The 21445-nt window shown below is 71.6% G+C and carries 20 protein-coding genes; 16 read left to right on the top strand and 4 right to left on the bottom strand.

Annotated elements, in window-relative coordinates; genetic code table 11:
- The first annotated feature begins 4 nt into the window (after nt 1-4).
- The 4 genes from ACGFY5_RS23885 (at nt 5) to dhaM (ending at nt 5339) form a co-directional block, all read left to right on the top strand.
- Nucleotides 5-1066 (top strand): FAD-dependent oxidoreductase, encoded by a 1062-nt coding sequence (locus tag ACGFY5_RS23885; RefSeq protein WP_392722986.1) that lies wholly within the window; start codon nt 5-7, stop codon nt 1064-1066.
- Entirely contained in the window at nt 1063-2049 is a 987-nt protein-coding gene (gene dhaK / locus ACGFY5_RS23890) for a dihydroxyacetone kinase subunit DhaK (protein ID WP_392722987.1), read from the top strand. Before ACGFY5_RS23885 ends, dhaK begins: the two co-directional genes overlap by 4 nt.
- Nucleotides 2046-2621, top strand: a complete 576-nt coding sequence (gene dhaL / locus ACGFY5_RS23895; RefSeq protein WP_392722989.1) for a dihydroxyacetone kinase subunit DhaL — start codon at nt 2046-2048, stop codon at nt 2619-2621. Before dhaK ends, dhaL begins: the two co-directional genes overlap by 4 nt.
- Nucleotides 2622-2684: 63 nt before the next feature.
- Complete coding sequence (dhaM, locus tag ACGFY5_RS23900) at nt 2685-5339, top strand: dihydroxyacetone kinase phosphoryl donor subunit DhaM (protein ID WP_392722990.1); 2655 nt, start codon at nt 2685-2687, stop codon at nt 5337-5339.
- Nucleotides 5340-5351: 12 nt separating this feature from the next.
- On the opposite strand, the gene ACGFY5_RS23905 is transcribed toward dhaM, so the two are convergent.
- Together ACGFY5_RS23905 and ACGFY5_RS23910 are read right to left on the bottom strand one after the other, a co-directional pair.
- Nucleotides 5352-6170, bottom strand: coding sequence for an ABC transporter ATP-binding protein (locus ACGFY5_RS23905; protein WP_392722992.1), 819 nt, complete (start codon nt 6168-6170; stop codon nt 5352-5354).
- Nucleotides 6171-6191: 21 nt separating this feature from the next.
- Nucleotides 6192-6605, bottom strand: coding sequence for a nitroreductase family deazaflavin-dependent oxidoreductase (locus tag ACGFY5_RS23910; protein ID WP_392722993.1), 414 nt, complete (start codon nt 6603-6605; stop codon nt 6192-6194).
- 106 nt (nt 6606-6711) lie between these two features.
- Here ACGFY5_RS23910 and ACGFY5_RS23915 point away from each other — a divergent pair, with 106 nt between their 5' ends.
- A complete protein-coding gene (locus ACGFY5_RS23915; RefSeq protein ID WP_392722995.1) occupies nt 6712-8061 on the top strand; it encodes a cytochrome P450 in 1350 nt (449 codons plus the stop codon).
- On the opposite strand, the gene malQ is transcribed toward ACGFY5_RS23915, so the two are convergent.
- Entirely contained in the window at nt 8000-10165 is a 2166-nt protein-coding gene (gene malQ / locus ACGFY5_RS23920) for a 4-alpha-glucanotransferase (RefSeq protein WP_392722998.1), read from the bottom strand. The genes ACGFY5_RS23915 and malQ overlap by 62 nt on opposite strands.
- A gap of 45 nt (nt 10166-10210) precedes the next feature.
- Here malQ and ACGFY5_RS23925 point away from each other — a divergent pair, with 45 nt between their 5' ends.
- The 3 genes from ACGFY5_RS23925 to ACGFY5_RS23935 all read left to right on the top strand — a co-directional run bounded on the left by ACGFY5_RS23925 (nt 10211) and on the right by ACGFY5_RS23935 (nt 13712).
- Complete coding sequence (locus ACGFY5_RS23925; protein WP_392722999.1) at nt 10211-10894, top strand: vancomycin high temperature exclusion protein; 684 nt, start codon at nt 10211-10213, stop codon at nt 10892-10894.
- 208 nt (nt 10895-11102) lie between these two features.
- A complete protein-coding gene (locus ACGFY5_RS23930; RefSeq protein ID WP_392723001.1) occupies nt 11103-11318 on the top strand; it encodes a hypothetical protein in 216 nt (71 codons plus the stop codon).
- A 480-nt stretch (nt 11319-11798) separates the two neighbouring features.
- Nucleotides 11799-13712 (top strand): glycoside hydrolase family 15 protein, encoded by a 1914-nt coding sequence (locus ACGFY5_RS23935; RefSeq protein WP_392723003.1) that lies wholly within the window; start codon nt 11799-11801, stop codon nt 13710-13712.
- Between the two features lie 123 nt (nt 13713-13835).
- Here the strand turns inward: ACGFY5_RS23935 and ACGFY5_RS23940 are convergent, their stop codons facing one another.
- Entirely contained in the window at nt 13836-15686 is a 1851-nt protein-coding gene (locus ACGFY5_RS23940; RefSeq protein WP_392723004.1) for a S8 family serine peptidase, read from the bottom strand.
- A 220-nt stretch (nt 15687-15906) separates the two neighbouring features.
- Here ACGFY5_RS23940 and ACGFY5_RS23945 point away from each other — a divergent pair, with 220 nt between their 5' ends.
- The 8 genes from ACGFY5_RS23945 (at nt 15907) to ACGFY5_RS23980 (ending at nt 21253) form a co-directional block, all read left to right on the top strand.
- Nucleotides 15907-16533: a CDP-alcohol phosphatidyltransferase family protein gene (locus ACGFY5_RS23945; protein WP_392723005.1), complete on the top strand. Its 627-nt coding sequence runs from the start codon at nt 15907-15909 to the stop codon at nt 16531-16533.
- A complete protein-coding gene (locus tag ACGFY5_RS23950) occupies nt 16530-17492 on the top strand; it encodes a DUF881 domain-containing protein (RefSeq protein WP_392723006.1) in 963 nt (320 codons plus the stop codon). Before ACGFY5_RS23945 ends, ACGFY5_RS23950 begins: the two co-directional genes overlap by 4 nt.
- Nucleotides 17489-17821, top strand: a complete 333-nt coding sequence (locus ACGFY5_RS23955; protein WP_392723008.1) for a small basic family protein — start codon at nt 17489-17491, stop codon at nt 17819-17821. The genes ACGFY5_RS23950 and ACGFY5_RS23955 overlap by 4 nt, the downstream gene beginning before the upstream one ends.
- Before the next feature lie 2 nt (nt 17822-17823).
- Nucleotides 17824-18786, top strand: a complete 963-nt coding sequence (locus tag ACGFY5_RS23960) for a DUF881 domain-containing protein (protein ID WP_392723010.1) — start codon at nt 17824-17826, stop codon at nt 18784-18786.
- Nucleotides 18787-18811: 25 nt separating this feature from the next.
- Complete coding sequence (gene gcvH / locus ACGFY5_RS23965; protein WP_392723012.1) at nt 18812-19195, top strand: glycine cleavage system protein GcvH; 384 nt, start codon at nt 18812-18814, stop codon at nt 19193-19195.
- Nucleotides 19196-19439: 244 nt separating this feature from the next.
- A complete protein-coding gene (locus ACGFY5_RS23970; protein WP_392723014.1) occupies nt 19440-19910 on the top strand; it encodes an FHA domain-containing protein in 471 nt (156 codons plus the stop codon).
- A 46-nt stretch (nt 19911-19956) separates the two neighbouring features.
- Nucleotides 19957-20670, top strand: coding sequence for a MerR family transcriptional regulator (locus tag ACGFY5_RS23975; protein ID WP_392723016.1), 714 nt, complete (start codon nt 19957-19959; stop codon nt 20668-20670).
- Between the two features lie 115 nt (nt 20671-20785).
- Nucleotides 20786-21253: a bifunctional nuclease family protein gene (locus ACGFY5_RS23980; protein ID WP_035856122.1), complete on the top strand. Its 468-nt coding sequence runs from the start codon at nt 20786-20788 to the stop codon at nt 21251-21253.
- Nucleotides 21254-21445: the final 192 nt, after the last annotated feature.

Consider the following 21445-nt stretch of genomic DNA (forward strand, 5'->3'; position numbering starts at 1 on the left):
AGGGGTGCGGATCGGGGTGATCGGGGCCGGAATCGTCGGCCTGTCGACCGCGTACGCGTTGCGGCGCTATCCCGTCACCGTGCGGGTGTTCGACCGCGCCGCGCCGATGACCGGCCGGTCCCGCGGCGGCACCCGCATCTTCCGCTACGCCCACGACATTCCCGCCCTCGTGCGCTACGCGGTGCGCGCGCGAGAAGGCTGGAGCCGGTGGGAGCGCACGTCGGGGCAGGTGCTGATCGGTGCCGAGACTACGGTGGTCAGTGGGTCCGGCGCCGCGGAGCGGTACGCGGCGATGCGTGCCGCGGGGGTCCGCTGTGGACTCTATTCGTCGGTGTCGTCCGTGCCGGGGCTGCCGGCGCGGCCGTCGACGCCGGGACCGTTCCTCGTGGACCCCGCCGGTGGCGTCATCCAGGCCGCGCGCACCGGCGAATTCCTGGCCGCCGCGGTGCGTCGCTCCCTTCATGTCGACGACGTCGAGCGGATCACCGTGCACGGGCACACCGCGACGATTCACTCCGCCCGGGGCAGCTGGCAGTGCGACTCGGTGCTGATCGCGGCGGGCGCGGAAGCGGCCGCCCTGACGCCGTCGGTTCCTTCCGCGCGCGAGCACCACTTCCGGTTCACGTTTCCGCTGACGTCCGGCGCCGAACTGCGGTGCTGGATCGAGCGGAGTTCCGCCTGGCGGGACGGGTTCACGACGTACGGGCATCTCGTGGGGCCGGGACTCTGGGCGATCGGCGCCCACTTACCGGCCGCCGACACGGCCTGGTCGTTGCCGGTCGCAGAGGCGCACCGGCGGGCTCGGGCCGCGGTCGTGGCGTACGTACGTGAATTCCTGTCCGACGTCGTGTCGCCCGAGCCGGTGGACGAGGTCTACTGCGCCCCCACGCCCGGGCTCGGCGACGGGATCCACGTCGCGCGCACCGGGCCGGTTCTGTCGGTGTGGGGTGAGAACCTTTTCAAGTTCGCTCCGGCGCTGGGCGCGGATCTGGCGGCGGCGGTGGCGTCTCGGGGTTTACCGGAGGATCTTCCGGCGGATCTACCGCAAAGAAGGAGCTCGGCATGAAGAAACTCATCAACGCTCCCGCCGACGTCGTGGTGGAGGCCCTCGCCGGTCTCGCCGCCGCGCATCCGAAGCTCGGGGTCGACCTCGAGCACCGTGTCGTCCATCGCGCTGACGGGCCGGTCGCCGGCAAGGTCGGGCTCGTCTCCGGTGGCGGATCCGGCCACGAACCGCTGCACGGTGGCTTCGTCGGGTTCGGCATGCTCGACGCGGCGGCGGCCGGTGAAGTGTTCACGTCACCGGTGCCCGACCAGATCCTCGCGGCCACGCAGCACGCCGACGGTGGCGCCGGCGTGCTCCACATCGTCAAGAACTACACCGGCGACGTCATGAACTTCGAAATGGCCGCCGAGCTGGCGGAAGGCACCGAGATCGCCACCGTGGTCACCAACGACGACGTCGCCGTGGAAGACAGTCTCTACACCGCCGGGCGGCGCGGGGTCGGCGTCACCGTGCTGCTCGAGAAGATCGCGGGCGCGGCCGCGGAGGAGCGGCGCAGCCTCGCCGAGGTGGCGGCGATCGCGCAGCGCGTCAACGATCGCGGGCGCAGCATGGGCCTGGCGCTGACGTCAGGCACCGTGCCCGCCGCCGGCAAGCCGACGTTCGACCTGCCCGAAGACCAGATCGAGCTCGGCGTCGGCATCCACGGCGAGCCCGGGCGCCAGCGCATCCCGCTCCCGTCGGCGAAGGAGGCCGCCGCGTTGCTCGTCGAGCCGGTGCTGGCCGAGATCCAGCCGTCGGAGGGGGTCCTGGCGTTCGTCAACGGGCTCGGGGCCACGCCGTTGATCGAGCAGTACCTGCTCTACGGGGAGGTGGCGGCGTTGCTCGAGAAGCAGGGGGTCCAGGTGGTGCGGTCACTGGTCGGGCCTTACATCACCAGCCTCGACATGGCCGGGGCGTCGCTGACGCTGCTCGCCCTCGACGACGAACTGCTGCGCCTGTGGGACGCGCCGGTCGACACCCCCGGGCTGCGGTGGGGCGCATGATCGAGGCCTGGATCCGCGAGTTCGCGCGGCTGGTGATCGAGGAGGCCCCGCGGCTGACCGAGCTGGACTCCGCGATCGGCGACGCCGACCATGGCTCCAACCTGTCGCGCGGGCTCACCGCCGTGGTCGCCGCGTTGGACTCGACCACGTTCGACGACGACACCGCGCTGTTGAAGAAGGTCGGGATGGTGCTGGTGAGCACCGTCGGCGGTGCCAGCGGGCCGCTCTACGGCACGTTCTTCCTGCGTGCGGCCGGGGCACTGGCCGGGGGTTTCCCGGCCGCGTTCCGGGCGGGCGTCGACGGCGTCGCCGCGCGCGGCAAATCCACCACCGGCGAGAAGACGATGCTCGACGCGCTCGTGCCCGCCGCCGAGGCGCTGGAGTCCGGAAAGTCGTGGCCCGAGGTGCTCGCGGCGGCCGAAGCGGGCCGCGACGCCACGATCCCGCTCGTCGCGCGCAAGGGCCGCGCCAGCTACCTGGGCGAACGCAGCGTCGGCCACCTCGACCCGGGCGCCACCTCGTCCACCCTCCTGGTGGCCGCCGCGGCCTCCACCCTGCCCCCCGATGCCTGACCCCGCCCCCGCACCCGCATCCCCCGGTTCCGTGAGGTGCACGGGGCCGGCCGGGGTGGTCCGATGACGGCCGGGGCGAGCGTGGGGATTGTCGTCGTGTCGCACAGTCGTGCGCTGGCGGAGGCGGCGGTGCGGCTCGCCGGGGAGATGGCGCAGGGCGAGCCGGTGCGGATCGGGGTGGCGGCCGGCCTCGACGAGGACACGTTCGGCACCGACGCGGTCGCGATCGCCGACGCGATCAGCGAGGTGAGTGGGCCAGCGGGCGTGGTCGTGTTGATGGACCTCGGGTCGGCGTTGCTGTCGGCCGAGATGGCACTCGAAATGCTCGACGACGACGTCCGGGAGGGGGTCGTGCTCAGCCCGGCACCACTCGTCGAAGGCCTCGTCGGGGCAGTGGTCGCCGCAGCCGGCGGCGCCGACCGCACCGCGGTAGCCGCAGAGGCCGCCGCGGGCCTCGTCCCCAAGGCCGAGCACCTGGGCGACGATCTGTCAGCGTCGTCCCCGGCCCCCGTCGCGCCCGGCCAACCGACGACCGCGGAGCAGCCCGCAGCGAGCGGGGCGACGTCGTCGCCGGACGCACTCACCGGCACGTTCGTGGTGACCGATCCGCAGGGCCTGCACGCCCGCCCGGCTGCGGCCCTGGTCGGGGCGGTGCGACACGTCGGGGTGCGGGTCGAGCTACGGAACCGCACCACCGGCGCCGGTCCCGTACCCGCCGAGAGCCTGTCGCGCGTGGCAACGCTCGGCGCGCTCACCGGCCACGAGATCGAGGTGAGCGTCCCACCCGGCGAACAAACCGCCCTGACCAGCATTCTCACCGCGGCCACCCACATCTTCGCCCCCTTCCCACCCCTGCACCCCACCGCGACACCAGCCACCCCCACCGCACCGGCGCCTGGGGTCGCGGCGCCGGCGCCCGTGGGTGGAGCGTTGGCGGCTTCGCCGGGGGTGGTGGTCGGGGTGGTGCGGCGCGGCGACCGTGCGGTCGTGGCTGCGCCGCGTACGGGGCCGGTGGACGCTGCGACCGAGCAGCGGCGGCTCGAGGACGCCCTCGTGGCGGTGACCGCCGAGGTCACCGCCGTCCGCGACCGGGCCACCGCCGAGGTCGGTGCCACCGAGGCGGCGATCTTCGACGCGCACCTGCTCCTGCTCGACGATCCGGAACTACGCACCGCAGCCTCCACCCGAATCACCTCCGGCGCCGCCGCCGAGACCGCCTGGGCCGAGGCCGTCGGCGCCGCCGAGGCCGAGTGGCGCGCCCTCCCCGACCCCTACCTCCGCGCCCGCGCCGACGATCTCGCCGCCCTCCGCGCCCAGGTCAGCACAGCCCTGGCCACCCCCGCCTCCGCGCAGGCCGAGGCAGGCGACGAAGCCGCACATCCAGGCGACGCGGCTGCACCAGCCGTCGCCGGCGACGAGGCCGGACGCCCCGCTGCGCAGGGTGGAGCGGCGCAGGGTGGCGCGGCGACGGGGGGCGCCCAGGGTGGTGTGGTGTGGGTGGGAGTAGGGCTCACGCCGGGGGAGGCGGTGGGGGTCGAGGCGAGTGGGGTGGTGCTCGCGCACGGGAGTCCCACGGCGCACAGTGTGCTGTTGCTGCGGGCCCGGGGGATACCGGCGGTTGTTGCGGCGGGTGACTCGGTGCTCGACCTCGCGGACGGCACGCCGATCGCGTTCGACGGCAGCACCGGTGAGCTGGTGATCGATCCGGCGTCGGAGGTCCGGGATCGGTTCGTCGCGGCCCGGGCCGACGCGGCCCGTCGCCGGAGCGCTGCGGCCGCCGGCGCGCACAGCCTCGCGCGCACCAGCGACGGCGTCGCGATCCAGGTGGGCGCGAACCTGGCCGGGCTCGCCGATGCCACCGCGGCAGCGGCAGCGGGTGCCGATCTCGCGGGGCTGGTTCGCACCGAGTTCCTGTTCCTCGGGCGGACCACGCCGCCGGACGTCGAGGAGCAGAGCCTCGCCTACCGCGCGCTGGCGGATGCGCTCGGCGGTCGACGTCTCACGCTCCGGACGCTGGACGTCGGTGGCGACAAGCCGTTGAGTTATGCGCCCGTGCCGCCGTCGGAGAATCCGTTTCTCGGTGTGCGGGGGCTGCGATTCTCGCTGTTGCGGCCGGATCTGTTCGCGGAGCAGCTCACCGCAATCGTGCGGGTCGCGCATGAAACGCCCGTGACCGTGATGTTCCCGATGGTCAGCACCGTCGACGAGCTCGTCGCGGCGCGGGAGGCGCTGGATGCGGTGGTGCGGGCCGAGAATCGCGGTGCCCCCGCCGGGCTCGAGGTTGCTGCGATGGTGGAGGTGCCGTCGGCGGCACTCAAAGCGGCCGCGCTCGTGCCGCTGGTCGACGAGTTCAGCATCGGGACGAACGATCTCACGCAGTACACGCTTGCTGCCGCTCGTGGCGACGAGGGCGTCGCGACGCTCGGGGATCCGTGGGATCCGGGGGTGTTGCGGCTCGTCGACGCGGTGTGTCGGGCCGCGGGGGAGCGGGCGCGAGTGAGTGTGTGCGGTGAGTTCGCCTCGGAGCCCGGGGCGGCCGCGGTGCTGCTCGGACTCGGGGTTCGCGAGTTGAGCGTTGCGCCGGCGCTCGTGCCCGTGGTGAAGCAGGCCGTTCGCGAGACCGGCATCGCCGACGCGTCCCGCGCCGCGGCCGCTGCACTCCGCACTTCCACCGCTGCCGAATCACGCGCGCTTTTCTCACCCTCGACCCGAGCGTGAGACCGAGCGACGCTAGGCGGTAGCCGCAGCCTCGCGGCGGCGCTTCCGGTTGGCGGGGATCACCAACGGGGTGTCGGTTTCGGGGTCCGGGACCACCTGGCACGGCAGGCCGAACACCTCCTCCACGAGCGAAGCCGTCACGATCGACGCCGGCGGACCCTCCGCCACCACCTTCCCCGCCCGCATCGCGATCAGATGCGTCGCGTACCGGCACGCGTGGTTCAGGTCGTGCAGCACGGCGACGAGCGTCCGGTTCTCGCGTTCGTGGAGCTCGGCGCAGAGATCCAGCACCTCGAGCTGGTGCGCGATGTCGAGATACGTCGTCGGCTCGTCGAGCAGCAGGATCGGCGTCTGCTGGGCCAGCGCCATCGCGATCCACACCCGCTGCCGCTGCCCGCCGGACAGCTCGTCCACCAAGCGGAGAGCGAGATCCGATACCCCGGTCGCCGCCATCGCCGACGCCACCACCTGCTCGTCCTCCCGCGACCACTGTCGCAGCAACTTCTGGTGCGGGTACCGCCCGCGCGACACCAGGTCGGCGACGGTGATGCCGTCCGGAGCGGTCGGCGACTGCGGTAACAGCCCGAGCCGCCGGGCCACTTCCTTCGACGGCAGCGAGCTGATCTGCGCACCGTCCAGGTACACGGCCCCGGTTCGGGGCTTCAGCATTCGGGCGAGCGCGCGCAGCAGCGTCGACTTGCCGCAGGCGTTCGGCCCCACGATCACGGTCAGCGATCCGTCAGGGATGTCCACGTCCAGGCCCGACGCAACGACCCGCTGGTCGTAGGCCAGTTCCACGTTCTCCGCGTACAACCGGGGTCGGACGACCATCCATGCCTCCCACAACGATGCTTAGGTCAGCCTAACCAGAGCGACGACCGGGATCACCCGCGACGTCTTCGCCTGGTGCTCGTGGAAGAACGGGTACTGGGCAGCGATCCGAGCGAACACCGCGTCCCGGTCGGCGCCGTCGAGAACCACGGCCGAGGCCGGATACGTCTCCCCGCGCGCCTCCACCGTGACCCGCGGGTGAGCAACCAGGTTGTGGTACCAGTCCGGATGCCGCTCGGCGCCCGCGTTCGACGCTACGACCAGCAGCCGATCGTCGTCCGGGATGAACATCATCGGGGCGGTGTGTTCCGTGCCCGAGCGGGCGCCCACTGTCGTGAGCAGCAACAGCGGCCGGTCGCCCAGCACCCCGCCGGCCTCCCGGAACTGAACGATCAACTGCCGGTTGTAGGCGCCGACGTCACTTGGCATCGTCATGGAAGTCACTCTCGCACCAGAATCCTGCCGCCCCCTGTCAGGTGCGAACGTGACGTTGTCTCGCAAACGCGTCCGGTAAAGCCGAGACCCTGCTCAGAATGAAGACATGTCGTTGAAGACGAGAGCACGCTGGGTGAGCCTGCACGGCGTCGCGCGTGTCGTCATCGGCCGGGCATACCGCCGTGGCGACCTGCACGCCCGCATCCTGGCCGACCCGTCCGCCCGCGCGAACCCGTACCCCACCTACGACGAGATCCGCGCTCGCGGCCCACTGGTCAAGGGCCGCCTGATGATCCAGGCGGTCAGCCACCCGGCCGTCACGACGATCCTGCGCAGCGACGCGTTCGCTGTCGGCTTCGACCCCGAGACCATGCCCTGGATCTCCCGCAAACTGCTCCAGCGCGTCGCCGCCGACGAACGCATCGTCGGCCCGATCGACCCGCCCTCGCTCCTGGTCACCAACCCGCCCGACCACACCCGCTACCGGCGGCTGGTCAGCCGGGTGTTCACGGCCAAGGCCGTGGAAGCCCTCCGCGGCCGCGTCGAAGAACGAACGACCGAATTGCTGGACGCCATGCAGGAGCGGCCCGGCGGCGAACCGATCGATCTGGTCGCCAGCTACGCCAGCCTGCTGCCGGTCACCGTGATCGCGGAGATCCTCGGTGTCCCACTCGACATGCGCAAGACGTTCCTGCACTGGGGGACGCTCGCCGCGCCGGTGCTCGACGTCGGACTGACGTATCAGCAGTTCCTGGAGTCCGAGACCGCGCTGGAGCAGATGTCGGACTGGATGTACTCGCACTTCGACCGGCTCCGGAGGGAACCCGGCGACGACATCGTCAGCAAACTGGTTCACCTCGACGACGGGAGCGGCAAACTCGACGACCGCGAGCTGCTCGCGATTACCGGCCTGCTGCTCGCCGCCGGGTTCGAGACGACAGTCAATCTGCTCGGCAGCGGCGCGGTGCTTCTCATGCGCAATCCCGAACAGCGAGAACTCCTGGCCGCCGACACGAGCCTCTGGCCGAACGCTGTCGACGAGATGCTGCGCTTCGAGGCACCGGTGCAGGCCACCAGCCGGCGTGCGATCCGCGACACCGAGGTCTGCGGCGTGACCGTCCGGGAGGGGTCGTTCGTCACCGCGATGATCGGCGGCGCCAACCGCGACCCGGACGTGTTCGAGGACCCGAACCGGTTCGACGTCCGGCGCGCCAACGCCCGGGAGCACCTCGCGTTCTCCAGCGGCGCCCACTACTGCCTCGGTGCGTCACTCGCGCGGCTGGAGGGCGAGATCGGGCTGCGCCGCCTGTTCGAGCGCTTCGGTGACCTCACCCTCGCCGGCGACCTCCACCAGCGCCCCACCCGCACGCTGCGGGGCTACGACCGAATCCCGGTCACGTTCGACGCACGGCGCCCAGCACCGACGCGAGTTGCCGGACCCGGTCCGACGCCATGAACTCCTCCACCGACACCGGCCGGTGCCCACCCGAGGAGTCCGGCACGGCCAGCGGCAGCCGCCAGTTCGGGTACTCGTCCATCGTTCCGGGCAGGTTCGGCTGACGGACGTCGCCGATCGCGTCGCCGGGCGCGGCGAGTACCAGGCGGCACGGTGTCCGGGCCAGCACCGCGTGCAGGCCGAGCGCGATCTCCTCGTCCGACGCGTCGGCCCCGACGATCCCCTCCGAGCGCAGCAGGCCGATGAGCGCGGCCTTCTCGACGTCGGCGGCGGCCTGCTCCTCCTCCACCGACCGGCCCAGCACTCCGAGTTCCGCACGAACCCGCACGTGCTCACCGGTAAGGAACCCGGCCGCGGTCGGCAGGTCGTGCGTGGTGACCGAAGCCGCTGCGCCGGCGCGCCACGCAGCGGGCGGACGCGGCCGCTGCGGCAACTCACCCGGCGCATCCGACGCCGGATCCGGATCGTCGCGCTCGAACCAGAGCACGTTGCTCCCCAGCACGTCCCGCGCGGCCAGCGCGATCGCCACGTGCGGCTCCACGGTCCCCAGGTCCTCCCCGACGACGACCGCCCCCGCGCGGTGCGCCTCGAGCGCGAGCACGCCGAGGAACGCGTCGGGGTCGTAGCGCACGTAGGTGCCCTCGGCCGCCGACCGCCCGGTCGGCACCCACCACAGCCGGAACAACCCCAGTACGTGGTCGATGCGCACGCCGCCGGCCGAGCGCAGCGCGGCGCGCAGCATGTCGCGGTACGGCGCGTAACCGACCTCGGCCAGGCGCCGCGGGTTCCACGGCGGGAGGCCCCAGTTCTGTCCCTGCTGGTTGAACGAGTCCGGTGGCGCGCCTACCGAAGCGCCGATGGCCAGCGCGTCCTGCAGACCCCAGGCATCGGCTCCGCCGGGGTCGACGCCGACCGCGAGGTCGTGCACGACTCCGATCGGCATCCCGGCGGCTCGGGCGGCTTCCCCCACGGCGGCGAGCTGTTCGTCGCAGAGGAACTGCAGCCAGGCGTGGAAGTCGACGCGCTGCGCGAGCCGGTTGCGGGCGTCAGCCACCGCCGCCGACGTCGGGTGGTGGAGTTCGTCGGGCCAGGACTGCCACGGCACGCCGTTCTCCTCGGCGAGGGCCGAGAACGTCGCGAAGTCTTCGAGGCCCTGACCCTGTTCGGCGCGGTACGCGACCAGGGGCTGCTCGCGGCGGTGCGGGAACAGCAGCTCGAGCGCGGCGAGCTTGGCGTGCCAGACCGGGTCGCGCACGATCCGGTCCTCGGGGGTCTCGGGGCGCAGGGCGTCGATCTTCGCGCGGAGGTCCGCCGGGGCCGCCTGGTATTCCGGGGTGTCGGCGACGCGCAGGTAGAGGGGGCTGCGGAAGCGTCGGCTCGACGGGTAGTACGGCGAGTTCTCCAGCGGGAGCACCGGGGACGGGGCGTGCAGCGGGTTGCACACGATCGCGCCCGCGCCCAGCTCGGTACCGCTCCAGCGCACCAGTTCGCGCAGGTCGCCGTAGTCGCCCAGGCCCCAGGAGTCGTCGCCCCGCAGCGCGTACAGCTGCAGCATCCATCCCCACACCCGGTCACTCCCGGCCGGCGACGGCACCCGCGCCGGCGCCGCGATCAACACGGCCTCCGCGATCTCGCCCGCGCTACCGACGCCCGCGTCATTCCCGACCGACACGACCAACCGGTGCCAGCCGGGAGGGAGCGCGGGGACGGCCACGGTGCGTTCCTCGCGCGGTTCGCCGTCCACGGTGCGCGCTCGACCGGCGTCGCCCGGAGCAGTGGGCAGTTCACCGCCCTCCTCCAGGAGGACGCGCGCGGACACCGGCCGACCGGCCGGGGCGCGTACCACGACGGTCGCGGGCTCGTCAGCGGTCACGACGACGGTCGGCGGCACCAGTCGCCGCCACGGAGCCAGCTCGGCCTCGGCGAGCGACGCGGCGACGGCCTCCGGCGTGTCGGCGGCGACGCCGAGCACCCCCAGCACCGCGACCACGGTGGACGCGGTGACGGTCTCCGGACGGCCGGTCGAACCGACGTACTCGGTGGCGACGCCGTACGCGGCGGCCAGGGCGGAAAGTTCGGCGTCGACAGTGCTCTGGGCTCCCACGTGGAGCAACCTACCCAGTTGCGACCGGCTGATTCCCTGTGCGGTGTGAGTGACGCGACGGACGTGTCACCGAGCCTGCGGCGGCGCCTGGTGGCGCTGGTCGTCGGCGTGGTGACGATCGCCCTACTGGCGTGTGCAGCCGGCCTGGCCTGGGAGTGGAGCGCCTCGTCGGGGCACCGGCTCGCCGCGGAGGAGGCTCCCGACGCGCCGGTCGCGATCGTGTTCGGCACGGAACTGGACCCGAACGGAACACCGAAGCCGATGCTCGCCAACCGGCTGGAGACCGCGGCCGAGCTCTACCGTGCCGGGAAGGTGCGGGCACTGCTGGTCTCCGGCGACGGCGAGGGCAACTCGGGCGACGAGGTCACGTCGATGACGCGTTACCTCACCCGGCACGGGGTACCGGCCGCGAAGATCGTGGCCGACCCACACGGCCTGGATTCCTATGACACGTGCGTGCGCGCGCGGGACGTCTACGGGGTGGAGCGCGCGCTCCTGGTGACCCAGGGCTTCCATCTGCCGCGCGCCGTCGCGCTCTGCCGGCACGTCGGCGTCGACGCGGACGGAATCCGCGCTGCGTGTGACCGCTGTAGCCTGCAGAGGCTGTGGCGCAACCGGGTGCGGGAGGTACCGGCCGCGGTGAAAGCTGCGGCGGACGCCCTGCGGAACCGGGAGCCCGTGGTCATCTCCCCGCGTGAATCCGCGCTCGACGAGGCTCTGAGCAGCTGAAATCCGCACACCCTAGCGCGGAAACGGCACGTGCCACATGCGTCGACGCAAACTGCACCCGAGGGTCATCCGAACGTCTCATTCGCAAGTGTTCGGGAGGTGACAGATCAACTGTCCAACGGCCGATCGTACGGACTGCTCCCCAGGCGCACCCTGAATGCACCAGAGACGAAAACCGGGTCGCTCCACCAGACAGAAGGGGAAGGTCATGACAACGATCATCGACGCCGAGGCACTCTTCGCGAGCGTCCTGCAGCCCTCCGACCTACCGACGCCGGAGCAGGTGCGGGCCGCCATCGCGGGCGCGCTGCTCACCTGCGGAGGCGCCGACGGGTGCGCCGCACGGCTGGCCGCCGAGTTCGGTGAGCACCCGGAGATCGCGGTCCTGCGAATGCAGTGGGCCATCCAGACTCTGGCCGCCTGACCCTTCTCCTCGACCCGGGGCCCGCACGCGACGAGCGTGCGGGCCTTCGTGCTGTTTCGAACCCGGTACCGGTCCCCATGCGTACAGGACTGTGTGTCACCACCCCGGGTGGCAGCGATGCAACCGAGGCGTTGGAGACTGGGCGACACATGAGGAGCCGGATGGATTCAGAAACCGTCCGTACGTACCGTGTCGGAGAGTGGAAACGGCTAGGAACCTGGCGATGAACGATCGGCTGCCGGAGTCTGAACCGCTCCCAACTCGCGATTGGTCCGTAAGCGCGCGGAGGTGCTACACACTGGTCACGGCGGCGAGATGGCACCGTCATGGACGGTGCCCAACGTGGGGGGTCAAGGCTCCCGCCGGTACAGGGTATGGCCGCGCGTCGGCCGGAACACGAGGAGGTGCGGCGCCGATGACGTTGTCTGCGCTTGACGGGCCGCAACGGTCCGTCCCACGGGTACACAGCGTGGTCGTCCGATGATCAGCGGCGGCGGTTTCGACCGCATCCGCGTCCCGGTCTCGGCGGACGCGCTCGCAGCCCGTTCGCCGTTCCCGCCGATCGCGGATTACGGCTTCCTCTCCGACTGCGAAGTGCTGGCGCTGGTCGCGCCGAGCGGCAACGTGGAGTGGCTCTGCCTGCCCCGCCTGGACTCGCCGAGCGTCTTCGGTGCGGCGCTCGACCGGGACGCCGGCGGTTTCCGCCTCGGCCCGGCCGACAACATGGTGCCGGTCGACCGCCGGTACCTGCCCGGCACGATGGTGCTGGAGACGTCCTGGGAGTCCTCCGGCGGCTGGCTGATCGTCCGCGACACGCTGCTGATCGGACCGTGGCACCACAACGAGGCGTTCTCGCCCACCCAGCGGCGCGCACCCACGGACTACGACGCCCAGCACATGCTGCTGCGCACCGTGCGGTGCGTGAAAGGCGAGGTCCAGGTCGTCATGGACTGCGAACCGATGTTCGACTACGGGCAGCACCAGGCCCGCTGGTCCTACACCGACCGCGGCTACCACCAGGGGCTGGCCACCAGCGCCAACGGTGAGGACAGCGGGCCGAAGCTGCGGCTGACCACCGACATGCGGATCGGGTTCGAGGGCGGCCGCGCCACGTCGCGCACGCTGCTCAAGGAAGGCGACCAGCGCTACGCCGTGCTGTCCTGGGCGAGCGTCGAACCGCCGTACACGGTGGAGGACGCGAACGCGCGCCAGACCTGGACCGCGCACCACTGGCAGCACTGGCTGGCCCGGGGCTCGTTCCCCGACCACCCGTGGCGCGGGCACCTGCAGCGCAGCGCGCTCACGCTCAAGGGCCTCACGTACGCGGCCAGCGGCGCACTGGTGGCCGCCGCGACCACGTCGCTGCCGGAGACCCCGCAGGGCGAGCGCAACTGGGACTACCGCTACAGCTGGATCCGCGACTCGACGTTCGCCCTCTGGGGCCTGTACACGCTCGGGTTCGACTGGGAGGCCGACGACTTCTTCAACTTCGTCGCGGACGTCGCCTCGCAGGGTGACCTGCAAGTCATGTACGGCGTGGACGGTGAGCGGGTGCTGACCGAGAAGGTGCTCGACCACCTCTCCGGGTACGACGGTGCCCGGCCGGTGCGCATCGGCAACGGTGCGTTCGACCAGGAGCAGCACGACGTCTGGGGCGCCGTGCTCGACTCGATGTACCTGCACACCCGGTCGCGGGACCGGCTGGACGACCGCACGTGGAAGATCATGCGGCGCCAGGTGGAGAAGGCGATCGAGCACTGGAACGAGCCCGACCGCGGTATCTGGGAGGTCCGCGGAGAGCCCAAGCACTTCACCTCGTCGGTGGTGATGTGCTGGGTGGCGGTCGACCGCGGTGCCCGGCTGGCCCGGCTGCGGCAGGACTACGAGCTCGCCGACCAGTGGCAGCGCATCGCCGACGTGATCCACGCCGACGTCTGCGAACGGGGCACCGACTCGCGTGGGGTGTTCACGCAGCACTACGACACCGACGCGCTGGACGCCTCCGCGTTGCTGCTGCCGCTGGTGCGGTTCCTGCCGCCGGACGACCCGCGGATCAAGGCGACGGTCCTCGCGATCGCCGACGAGCTCACCGTCGAGGGGCTGGTCCTGCGGTACAAGGTCGAGGAGACCGACGACGGGCTGCGCGGCGAGGAAGGCACGTTCGCGATCTGCTCGTTCTGGCTCGTGTCGGCGCTGGCCGAGATCGGGGAGCTCGACCGGGCCCGCCAGCTCTGCGGCAAGCTGCTGTCGTTCGCCAGCCCGCTGGGGCTCTACGCCGAGGAGCTGGACCCGTACTCCGGCCGGCACCTGGGCAACTTCCCGCAGGCGTTCACCCACCTCGCCCTGATCAACGCCGTCATGCACGTAATCCGAGCCGAACACGGCACCGTCTGAGGGGGCGGCCCGCCCAGAACAACGCTGCCGAGCGGGCGGAAGGACTTGAGTATTACTTATACGCGGCGTCCTTCCGCCCGATCGGCAGCGTTGCCCTGGGCGGGCTCCAGGTTCAAGCGGTGACTACTTCACCTTCAGCGACCCGCTCGTCGACGCGACCGTCGAGGTCGTGGCGCCCACGCGTACGCGGTAGGTGCCGGTCTTGAGCTTGGTGAAGGACGCCGCGCCGGACGCGGTGACCTTCTTGCCGGTCACCAGCGACCAGGCCTTGCCGGTCCAGCGGTCGAGCTTCACGACCTGGCCGCGGGCGGGGGCAACCGTCGCGGTCACCGACTTGGTGCCGGCGCGCAGCGCGACCCGTGCCGCGACGGGGTAGGTCGCCGTCGCCGTGCGCGACGCCGTGGTGCCGGCGTCACCGGGGTAGGTCAGGTAGATCGACGTCGTGGCGGTCGCCGTCCCGGACACCCGGATCGAGCCGTCGGCCCCGGTCGTGGCCGCCGTGCAGTCGAACGTCTTCGCGGGTGCGATGCGGACGCAGAACTCGGCGTAGGCGCCGCTCAGCGGAGCACCGGCGGAGGTCAGCGTGCCGGCGATCGAGATCGTGGTGCCGGCGGTGACGGTCTTGCCGCTGCCGGTGGTCAGGCGGAACGCGCTGGCGACCGGGTTGGTCGGCGTGGTCGGCTCGGTGGTCGGCGGCGTCGTCGGCGCGCTCCCGCCGCAGGACGTCAGCGAGCACACCGCGGCGTACGGGTTGACCAGGCCGTAGCCGGTCGCGTCGTCGCGCCCGGCCACACCGATGTCGGTGGCGGTGTTCTGCAGCAGCGTCGTCATCGTGGCCGGCGTGAGGCCGGGGGAGACCGCCTTGGCCAGCGCGGCGGCCGCCGACACGTACGGCGTCGCCATCGAGGTGCCCGACAGCTGCTTGTACGTGCTGCCCTTGAACGTCGACCAGATGCCGACGCCCGGCGCGGCCAGGTCGACGTAGCTACCGGTGTTGGAGAACGGCGCGTCCTTGTTCGTCGAGTCGGTGGCGGCCACGCCGATGACGCCGGCGTCGGCGGCCGGGTAGCTGATCGCGTTGCCGTCCTGCCGCTCGTTGCCGGCGGCCGCGACCACGATGACGTTCTTGCCCAGCGCGTACCGGACGGCCGAGGCGGCGGCGCCGGCCTCGGTGCCGCCGACCGAGAGGTTGATCACCGCGGCGCCGCGGTCGACCGCCTTCACGATGCCCTGCGCGATGGCCGAGTCGTAGCCGGCTCCGTCGCCGTCGAGCACCCGCACCGGCAGGATCGTGACGCCGGGTGCGAGGCCCGCGACGCCGACCTTGTTGTTCGCGATCGCACCGACGATGCCGGCGACGTGGGTGCCGTGCCCGTTCTCGTCGTTGCTTCCGTCGGTGCTGGAGGGCACGTCGCCGACCAGGTCGACGCCGGAGAGCACGGTCCCGGCCAGGTCGGGGTGGTTGCGCTGCACACCGGTGTCGACGACCGCGACGGTGACGCCGGTGCCGGTGGTGGCCGTCCAGGTCTTCTCGGCGCCCAGGGCGGTCAGCGCCCACTGCGAGGCCCGGTAGGGGTCGTTGCTGGTCGTCTCGGTGAGGCGCAGCACGTGGTCGATGCCGACCGAGACCGTGGCGTCGTCGGCCTGGGCGGCGGTGACCGCGGCGGTGGCCGACGCCCGGCCGGTGACCGTGCGGGTCGTGACGGTGGGGCGTCCGGCGACCGTGCGCACGGTGACGATCCGCACGGGCTGGGTCGCGGTGACCTGGCCCACGACGTCGGACGCCTTCGCAGTGACGCTGTCGTCGGGGGTGTCCCAGCTGTACGTTCCGCCGGACGCGCCGGCCGGGAGCGTCAGCACGGGACGGGACGTCTCGGCCGCGGCCGCGGGCGGTGCGGCCAGGCCGAGGGCGACCAGGGACACCCCCGCGACCCCGGCGGTCAGTCTCGGGTAGGAACGGGTCGGTCCAGTCACCGGCAGTCTCCTCGGTCGAGTTCGGCCACATCCGTGTGGTCTCTTCGTCACTCGACCCGCAACGCGCTGAGCTGAGGAAACGTCGGCGGGATCACCGCTGGGGCGGAGTGTCCGGCGCCTCGGGACGCCCGGCGGTCGCCCTGTTGTCGGTCCGAGGTGGCAGCATGAGCGGGTACAGCCGTTCAACAGCGGGGTTCAACAGCGGAGGGGAGGCTGGGTCGTGCCCGAGGCGTCCGAGGTGGCACCGGCTCCGGTGCAAGCCGACCCGCCGGTCACCGCGCGGGTGCTGACCGTGCCCAACGCGTTGAGCGCGCTGCGGCTGCTCGGCGTCCCGGTGTTCGTCTACCTCGTCCTGGTCGCGCACGCCGACCTGCTCGCGTTGCTGGTGCTCGTCGTCAGTGGGTTCTCCGACTGGCTCGACGGGGCGCTCGCCCGCGCCTGGGGGCAGGTCAGCCGCATCGGCCAGCTGCTCGACCCGCTCGCCGACCGGCTCTACGTCTTCTCCACCGTCGTGACGTTCGCGATCCGCGACATCATCCCGTGGTGGCTGGCGCTGGCCCTGGTCGTGCGGGACGCCGTGCTCTGGCTGGCGCTACTGGTGCTGCGCCGCTACGGCTACGAGGCGCTGCCCGTGCACTACATCGGCAAGGCCGCGACGTTCAACCTGCTCTACTCGTTCCCGCTGTTGCTGCTCGGCGGCCAGGACGGCATCGTCGGCACTGTCGCGATGCCGATCGGCTGGGCGTTCGCGATCTGGGGCGTGGGGCTCTACTGGTGGGCCGCGGCGCTCTACGTCGTGCAGACCGGTTCTCTCGTCCGTTCGGTACGAAGAGAGCTCGCAGGGTGACCGAACCGAAGTTCCGTCTGTTCGGCAAAGACGCGCCCCCCTCGCCCGGCCTCACGATGCTGGCCGACCTGATGAACAACCACCTCGACCCGGGGTACGCCGAAGCGGCCCGGCGCCGCGAGGCCGGCGAGCCGTCCTCGCGGTTGGCGCGGCGGGGTCGCGGCATGCTCACCGTCGTCTGCGCCGCGGTCATCGGCGTCGTGCTCTCGATCGCGTACACGGAGACCGTCGACACGGCTCCCGCCACCGCCAAGACGCGCGACGCGCTCGCCGCGGAGATCCGCCGGGCCCAATCCACGACCGACGACCTGCAGAAACAGGCTGACGCGCGGCGCGAGGAAGTGACCGAGGCCCAGGATCGGGCGCTGGCGAACAACGACTCCGGCCGGGCGCTGTCCCGGCGCGTGCGCGACACCGAGGCCAGCACGGGGCTGCTCCCGGTCACCGGACCCGGCATCGTGCTGGAGGTGTCCGACGGTGAGCCCACCCGCGACCCCGTGACCGGGGTGACGGTCGGCGACGCCGAGGCGTTCCTCGTGCAGGACCGCGACCTGCAGAGCCTCGCGAACGCGATCTGGGCGGCCGGCGCGGAGGCGATCGCTGTCGACGGTCAGCGGCTGACCGCGCTGTCGGCCATCCGGTCGGCCGGTTCGGCCGTCCTGGTGGATTTCCGCCCGGTGGACAACCCGTACACGATCACGGCGATCGGCAACGCCGACGAGCTCTACCGCCGGTTGCTGCGCGATCCCGCGGTGCGCCGGTTCCAGTCCTACGTCAAGCAGTACCGGATGGGCTTCGATCTGCGCCGCGACGACGAGCTGAAACTGCCCGCGGGCAGCGAACCGGAGTTGCGGGTCGCCGAGTCGCCCGCCCCCTCGGCGTCGGTGGAGCCGGGCGGCAGCCCCTCCGGCTCCACCGGTCCCGCCGCATCCACCCCACCGCCCGGAGGTTCGAATTGATTCCCGCGCTGGCGCTGATCGTCGGCGTCGTCGTCGGTCTCGTGTTCAAGCCGGAGGTACCCACCGGTCTCGAGCCGTACCTGCCGATCGCTGTCGTCGCGGCGTTGGACGCGGTGTTCGGCGGTGTCCGGGCCCGGCTGGACGGCATCTTCGACGACAAGGTGTTCGTCGTCTCGTTCGTCTCCAACGTGCTGGTGGCCGCGCTGATCGTGTACCTCGGTGACAAGCTCGGCGTCGGTGGCCAGCTCTCGACCGGGGTCGTGGTCGTCCTCGGCGTCCGTATCTTCGGCAACGTGGCGGCGATCCGGCGCCACATCTTCCGGGCGTGAGCATGAGCGATTCCACGCCTGACGACGACGCGGTCACCGAAGCGATCACGGTGCCGCTGGCGAAGCCGGCTCCTTCGCCGCGCGCGCCGGAGCCGCCTCCCGCGGTGCCTCCGGCGCCGCCGGTGGCGGACTCGTCGGCGTCGCCCGAGGTAGGAGACAGCTCCTCGACGGCGGGTGGGCCGGACGCCACCGGCCGGGAGCTGGCGGTGCCGACCCGCGGACAGCACGACATCGGCGGGGCGTCGCCGGCGCACCGGCGGCGCGAGGACCCGCGGCGCTGGTGGATGAAGGCCGCCGCGGTCGCGCTCTGCGCGCTGCTCGGGCTGAGCTTGGCCGCGCAGCTGCGCCGCAACGAGAAGGACGGCGCGCTGGCCGGCGCCCGGCAGGAGGACCTCGTCCGCATCCTCGACGAGCTGGACAGCCGCGAGCAGCGACTGCGGTCGGAGATCGCGGAACTGCAGGAACGCCGGCGGACGCTCAGCTCGGCCGCGGAGGGCTCGCAGACCGTGCAGGAGGACCTGGAGCGCCGGTCGGAGGAGCTGGGCATCCTGGCCGGAACGATCCCCGCCGAGGGCGCGGGCCTGCGGCTGACGTTCCGCCCGGGCTCGAGCGCGCTCAGCGCCGAGCTCATCCTCGACGCGGTGGAGGAGCTGCGCGGTGCGGGCGCCGAGGCGATGCAGATGGGCGGGCGCACCGGAAGTCCGGTGCGGATCGTCGCCGCGACCGCGTTCCTGGACACCGAGGACGACCACCTGCTGGTCGGCAACCACGATCTGAGCGGGCCGTACACGCTGCTCGCGATCGGGGACCCCGAAACGATGCGGGCGGCTCTCGCGATCCCCGGTGGTGTCGTCGACTCCGTCGAGGACGCCGGCGGTAAGTTGCAGATCGACACGCCCAACCCGGTCACCGTCTCAGCGACGCTGTCCCCGGCGACGCCGCGCTACGCCGAGCCGGTCGATTAACCCTCACACGCAAAGGACCCAGACCGTGATCCCCGACGATCTGCGCTACACCAACGAGCACGAGTGGATCCGCGCGACCACCGGGAACGTCATCCGCATCGGTATCACCGACTACGCCCAGGACTCGCTGGGCGACATCGTGTTCGTGCAACTGCCCGATGTGGGCGACACGATCACCGCGGGCGAGGCGGTCGGCGAAGTCGAGTCGACCAAGAGCGTGTCGGACGTCTACGCGCCGGTGACCGGCACCGTCACCGCCAAGAACGACGCTCTCGACGACCAGCCGGAGCTCATCAACGGCGAGCCGTACAGCGGTGGCTGGATGCTTGAGGTGGAGGTCGAGGACGCGACCGTCCTGGACGCTCTGCTGTCCGCCGACGAGTACCGCGAGCTGACCGAGAAGGAGTAGTAGCCGCCGCCGCGCGGCTCCTTACCTGGTTGCACTAGGCTTCGTGGGTCGAACACCGGTCGCGAGGCCGGTGGTCGTCCCCTCACTGCAACCAGGTCTGCCAAACTGGTCGCAGAAACCCCACGCAGGTACTCAGCCGCGCGAGCGGCCGACAGACGAAGACCGGGAGGCGATCGAACTTGAAGGGTGCCCCTCCAGCACTCGCTCCGCCGTGCCTGCGGGCCCGCAAAGCCGGAGGTGTGCGATGAGCCGCCATTCCGAGGACGATCAGCAGCAGGTTGACGTCACCTCGACGATGATTCTCGGCGCGATCGACGATGCGGTCGTCGAGGCGTCCGAGGCCGGCGGCGGCAACGACCCCGAAGGTACCCGCATCGCGGAGAGCCTCCCGGCCGGTTCGGCGCTGCTCGTCGTCCGCCGCGGTCCGAACGCGGGTAGCCGGTTCCTCCTGGACAGCGATGTCACCACGGCCGGGCGTCACCCGGAGAGCGACATCTTCCTCGACGACGTGACGGTTTCGCGCCGCCACGCCGAGTTCCGCCGCGAGGCGGGTGTCTTCGTGGTCCGTGACGTCGGCAGCCTCAACGGCACCTACGTCAACCGGGAGCGGGTCGAGTCCGCCACTCTGGCGAACGGCGACGAAGTGCAGGTCGGCAAGTTCCGGCTCGTCTTCCTGTCGGGGCCCAAGCATGCCGGTCCGGGAGCCACTCCGTGACGGGGTCGGGGACTGCAGCAATGCGGGCCGCGGAGGGGGTTGCACCGTGACGCCGTCCGGGTCCTCCGCCCGGTCCTTTCTGAGCATCGGCGAGGTTCTCGCCCAGCTCCGGCCGGAGTTCCCGGACACGACGATCTCCAAGCTCCGGTTCCTCGAGTCCGAAGGGCTCGTGGAGCCGGAGCGCACCCCTGCGGGTTACCGCAAGTATTCGTCGGAGGACGTCGACCGGCTGCGGTACGTCCTGGCCGCGCAGCGGGACCAGTACCTCCCGCTGCGCGTGATCCGCGAGCACCTGCAGGGGTCCGGGCGCGGTGCGCCCTCCCCGGCACGTGAGCTGGTGGACGCCGAGTCCCTTCCGGCGGCGGGCGATTTCTCCCGACCTGAGATCGATGTCCGTCTTTCCCGCTCCGAGCTGCTGGAACGGACCGGCATCACGGACGCACAGCTGAAACAGATCGAGAGTTTCGGTCTGATCACTGCCCGCGGGGCCGGCTGGTACGACGCGGACGGCGTCGTGGTGGCCGAGACCGTCGCGCGGATGGCGGAGTTCGGTCTCGAACCTCGGCACCTGCGCGGGTACAAGACCGCGGCCGACCGGGAGGTCGGACTGTTCGAGCAGGTCGTGGCCCCGGTGGCGCGGCAGCGCGGCCCGGAGGCCAAGGCGCGCGCCGAGGAGACCGTGCGCGAGCTCGCGGCGCTCTCGCTGCGGCTGCACACCGCGCTCGTCCAGGCGCGCCTGCGCGGGTCCCTCGGAGGGTGAGCGCGCCGCGCCGGGGAAGGCCGTGGCGTGTACGTTCGACAGAGGCAAGCTAGGACGCGCGGTGGGGCCTCGCCGGGCCCCGCGCGCGTGAGTGCGGAGGCTGGGTGAGGCACGGGTGAAGGAGCTCAACGTCGTCGGTGTGCGGGTCGAGCTACCGAACAACCAGCCGATCGTCCTGCTCAAGGAGGTCGCCGGTGATCGTTACCTGCCGATCTGGATCGGCCCGGTAGAGGCCACGGCGATCGCGTTCGAGCAGCAGGGGGTGCGGCCCACCCGGCCGCTGACCCACGACCTGCTCAAGGACGTGCTCGGGGCGCTGGACGCACCGCTGCGCAAGGTCGAGATCGTCGAGCTGCGCGACAACGTGTTCTATGCGGAACTGGTTATCGGTGACGGTGTGCGGGTCAGCTCGCGGCCGTCCGACGCGATAGCGCTCGCGCTGCGCGTCGGGGTGACGATCACGTGTGCGGAGGCGGTGCTCGAGGAAGCGGGGATCATCATTCCCGACGAGCAGGAGGACGAGGTCGCGAAGTTCCGCGAATTCCTCGACACGATTTCACCGGAGGATTTCGCCGGAAGCTGAGCGGCCGCCGTTCAGGGGCCGGTTGAGCCGACCCGGTGGCGTAGCGGCTGTCAGGGGAATACCGTCGGTGCACCGGGCCGAACGGTATTCCGGGCATTATGCCCCGTTTTGATGTAATGTATGCTTTTCTGTTGCGCAGAGATGTCGCGACACGCCGCCGCCGGACGTTGACCGGTGTTCACCGTCCTCTTA

The sequence above is a fragment of the Cryptosporangium sp. NPDC048952 genome (genome assembly GCF_043197895.1).
Classification (GTDB): Bacteria; Actinomycetota; Actinomycetes; order Mycobacteriales; family Cryptosporangiaceae; genus Cryptosporangium.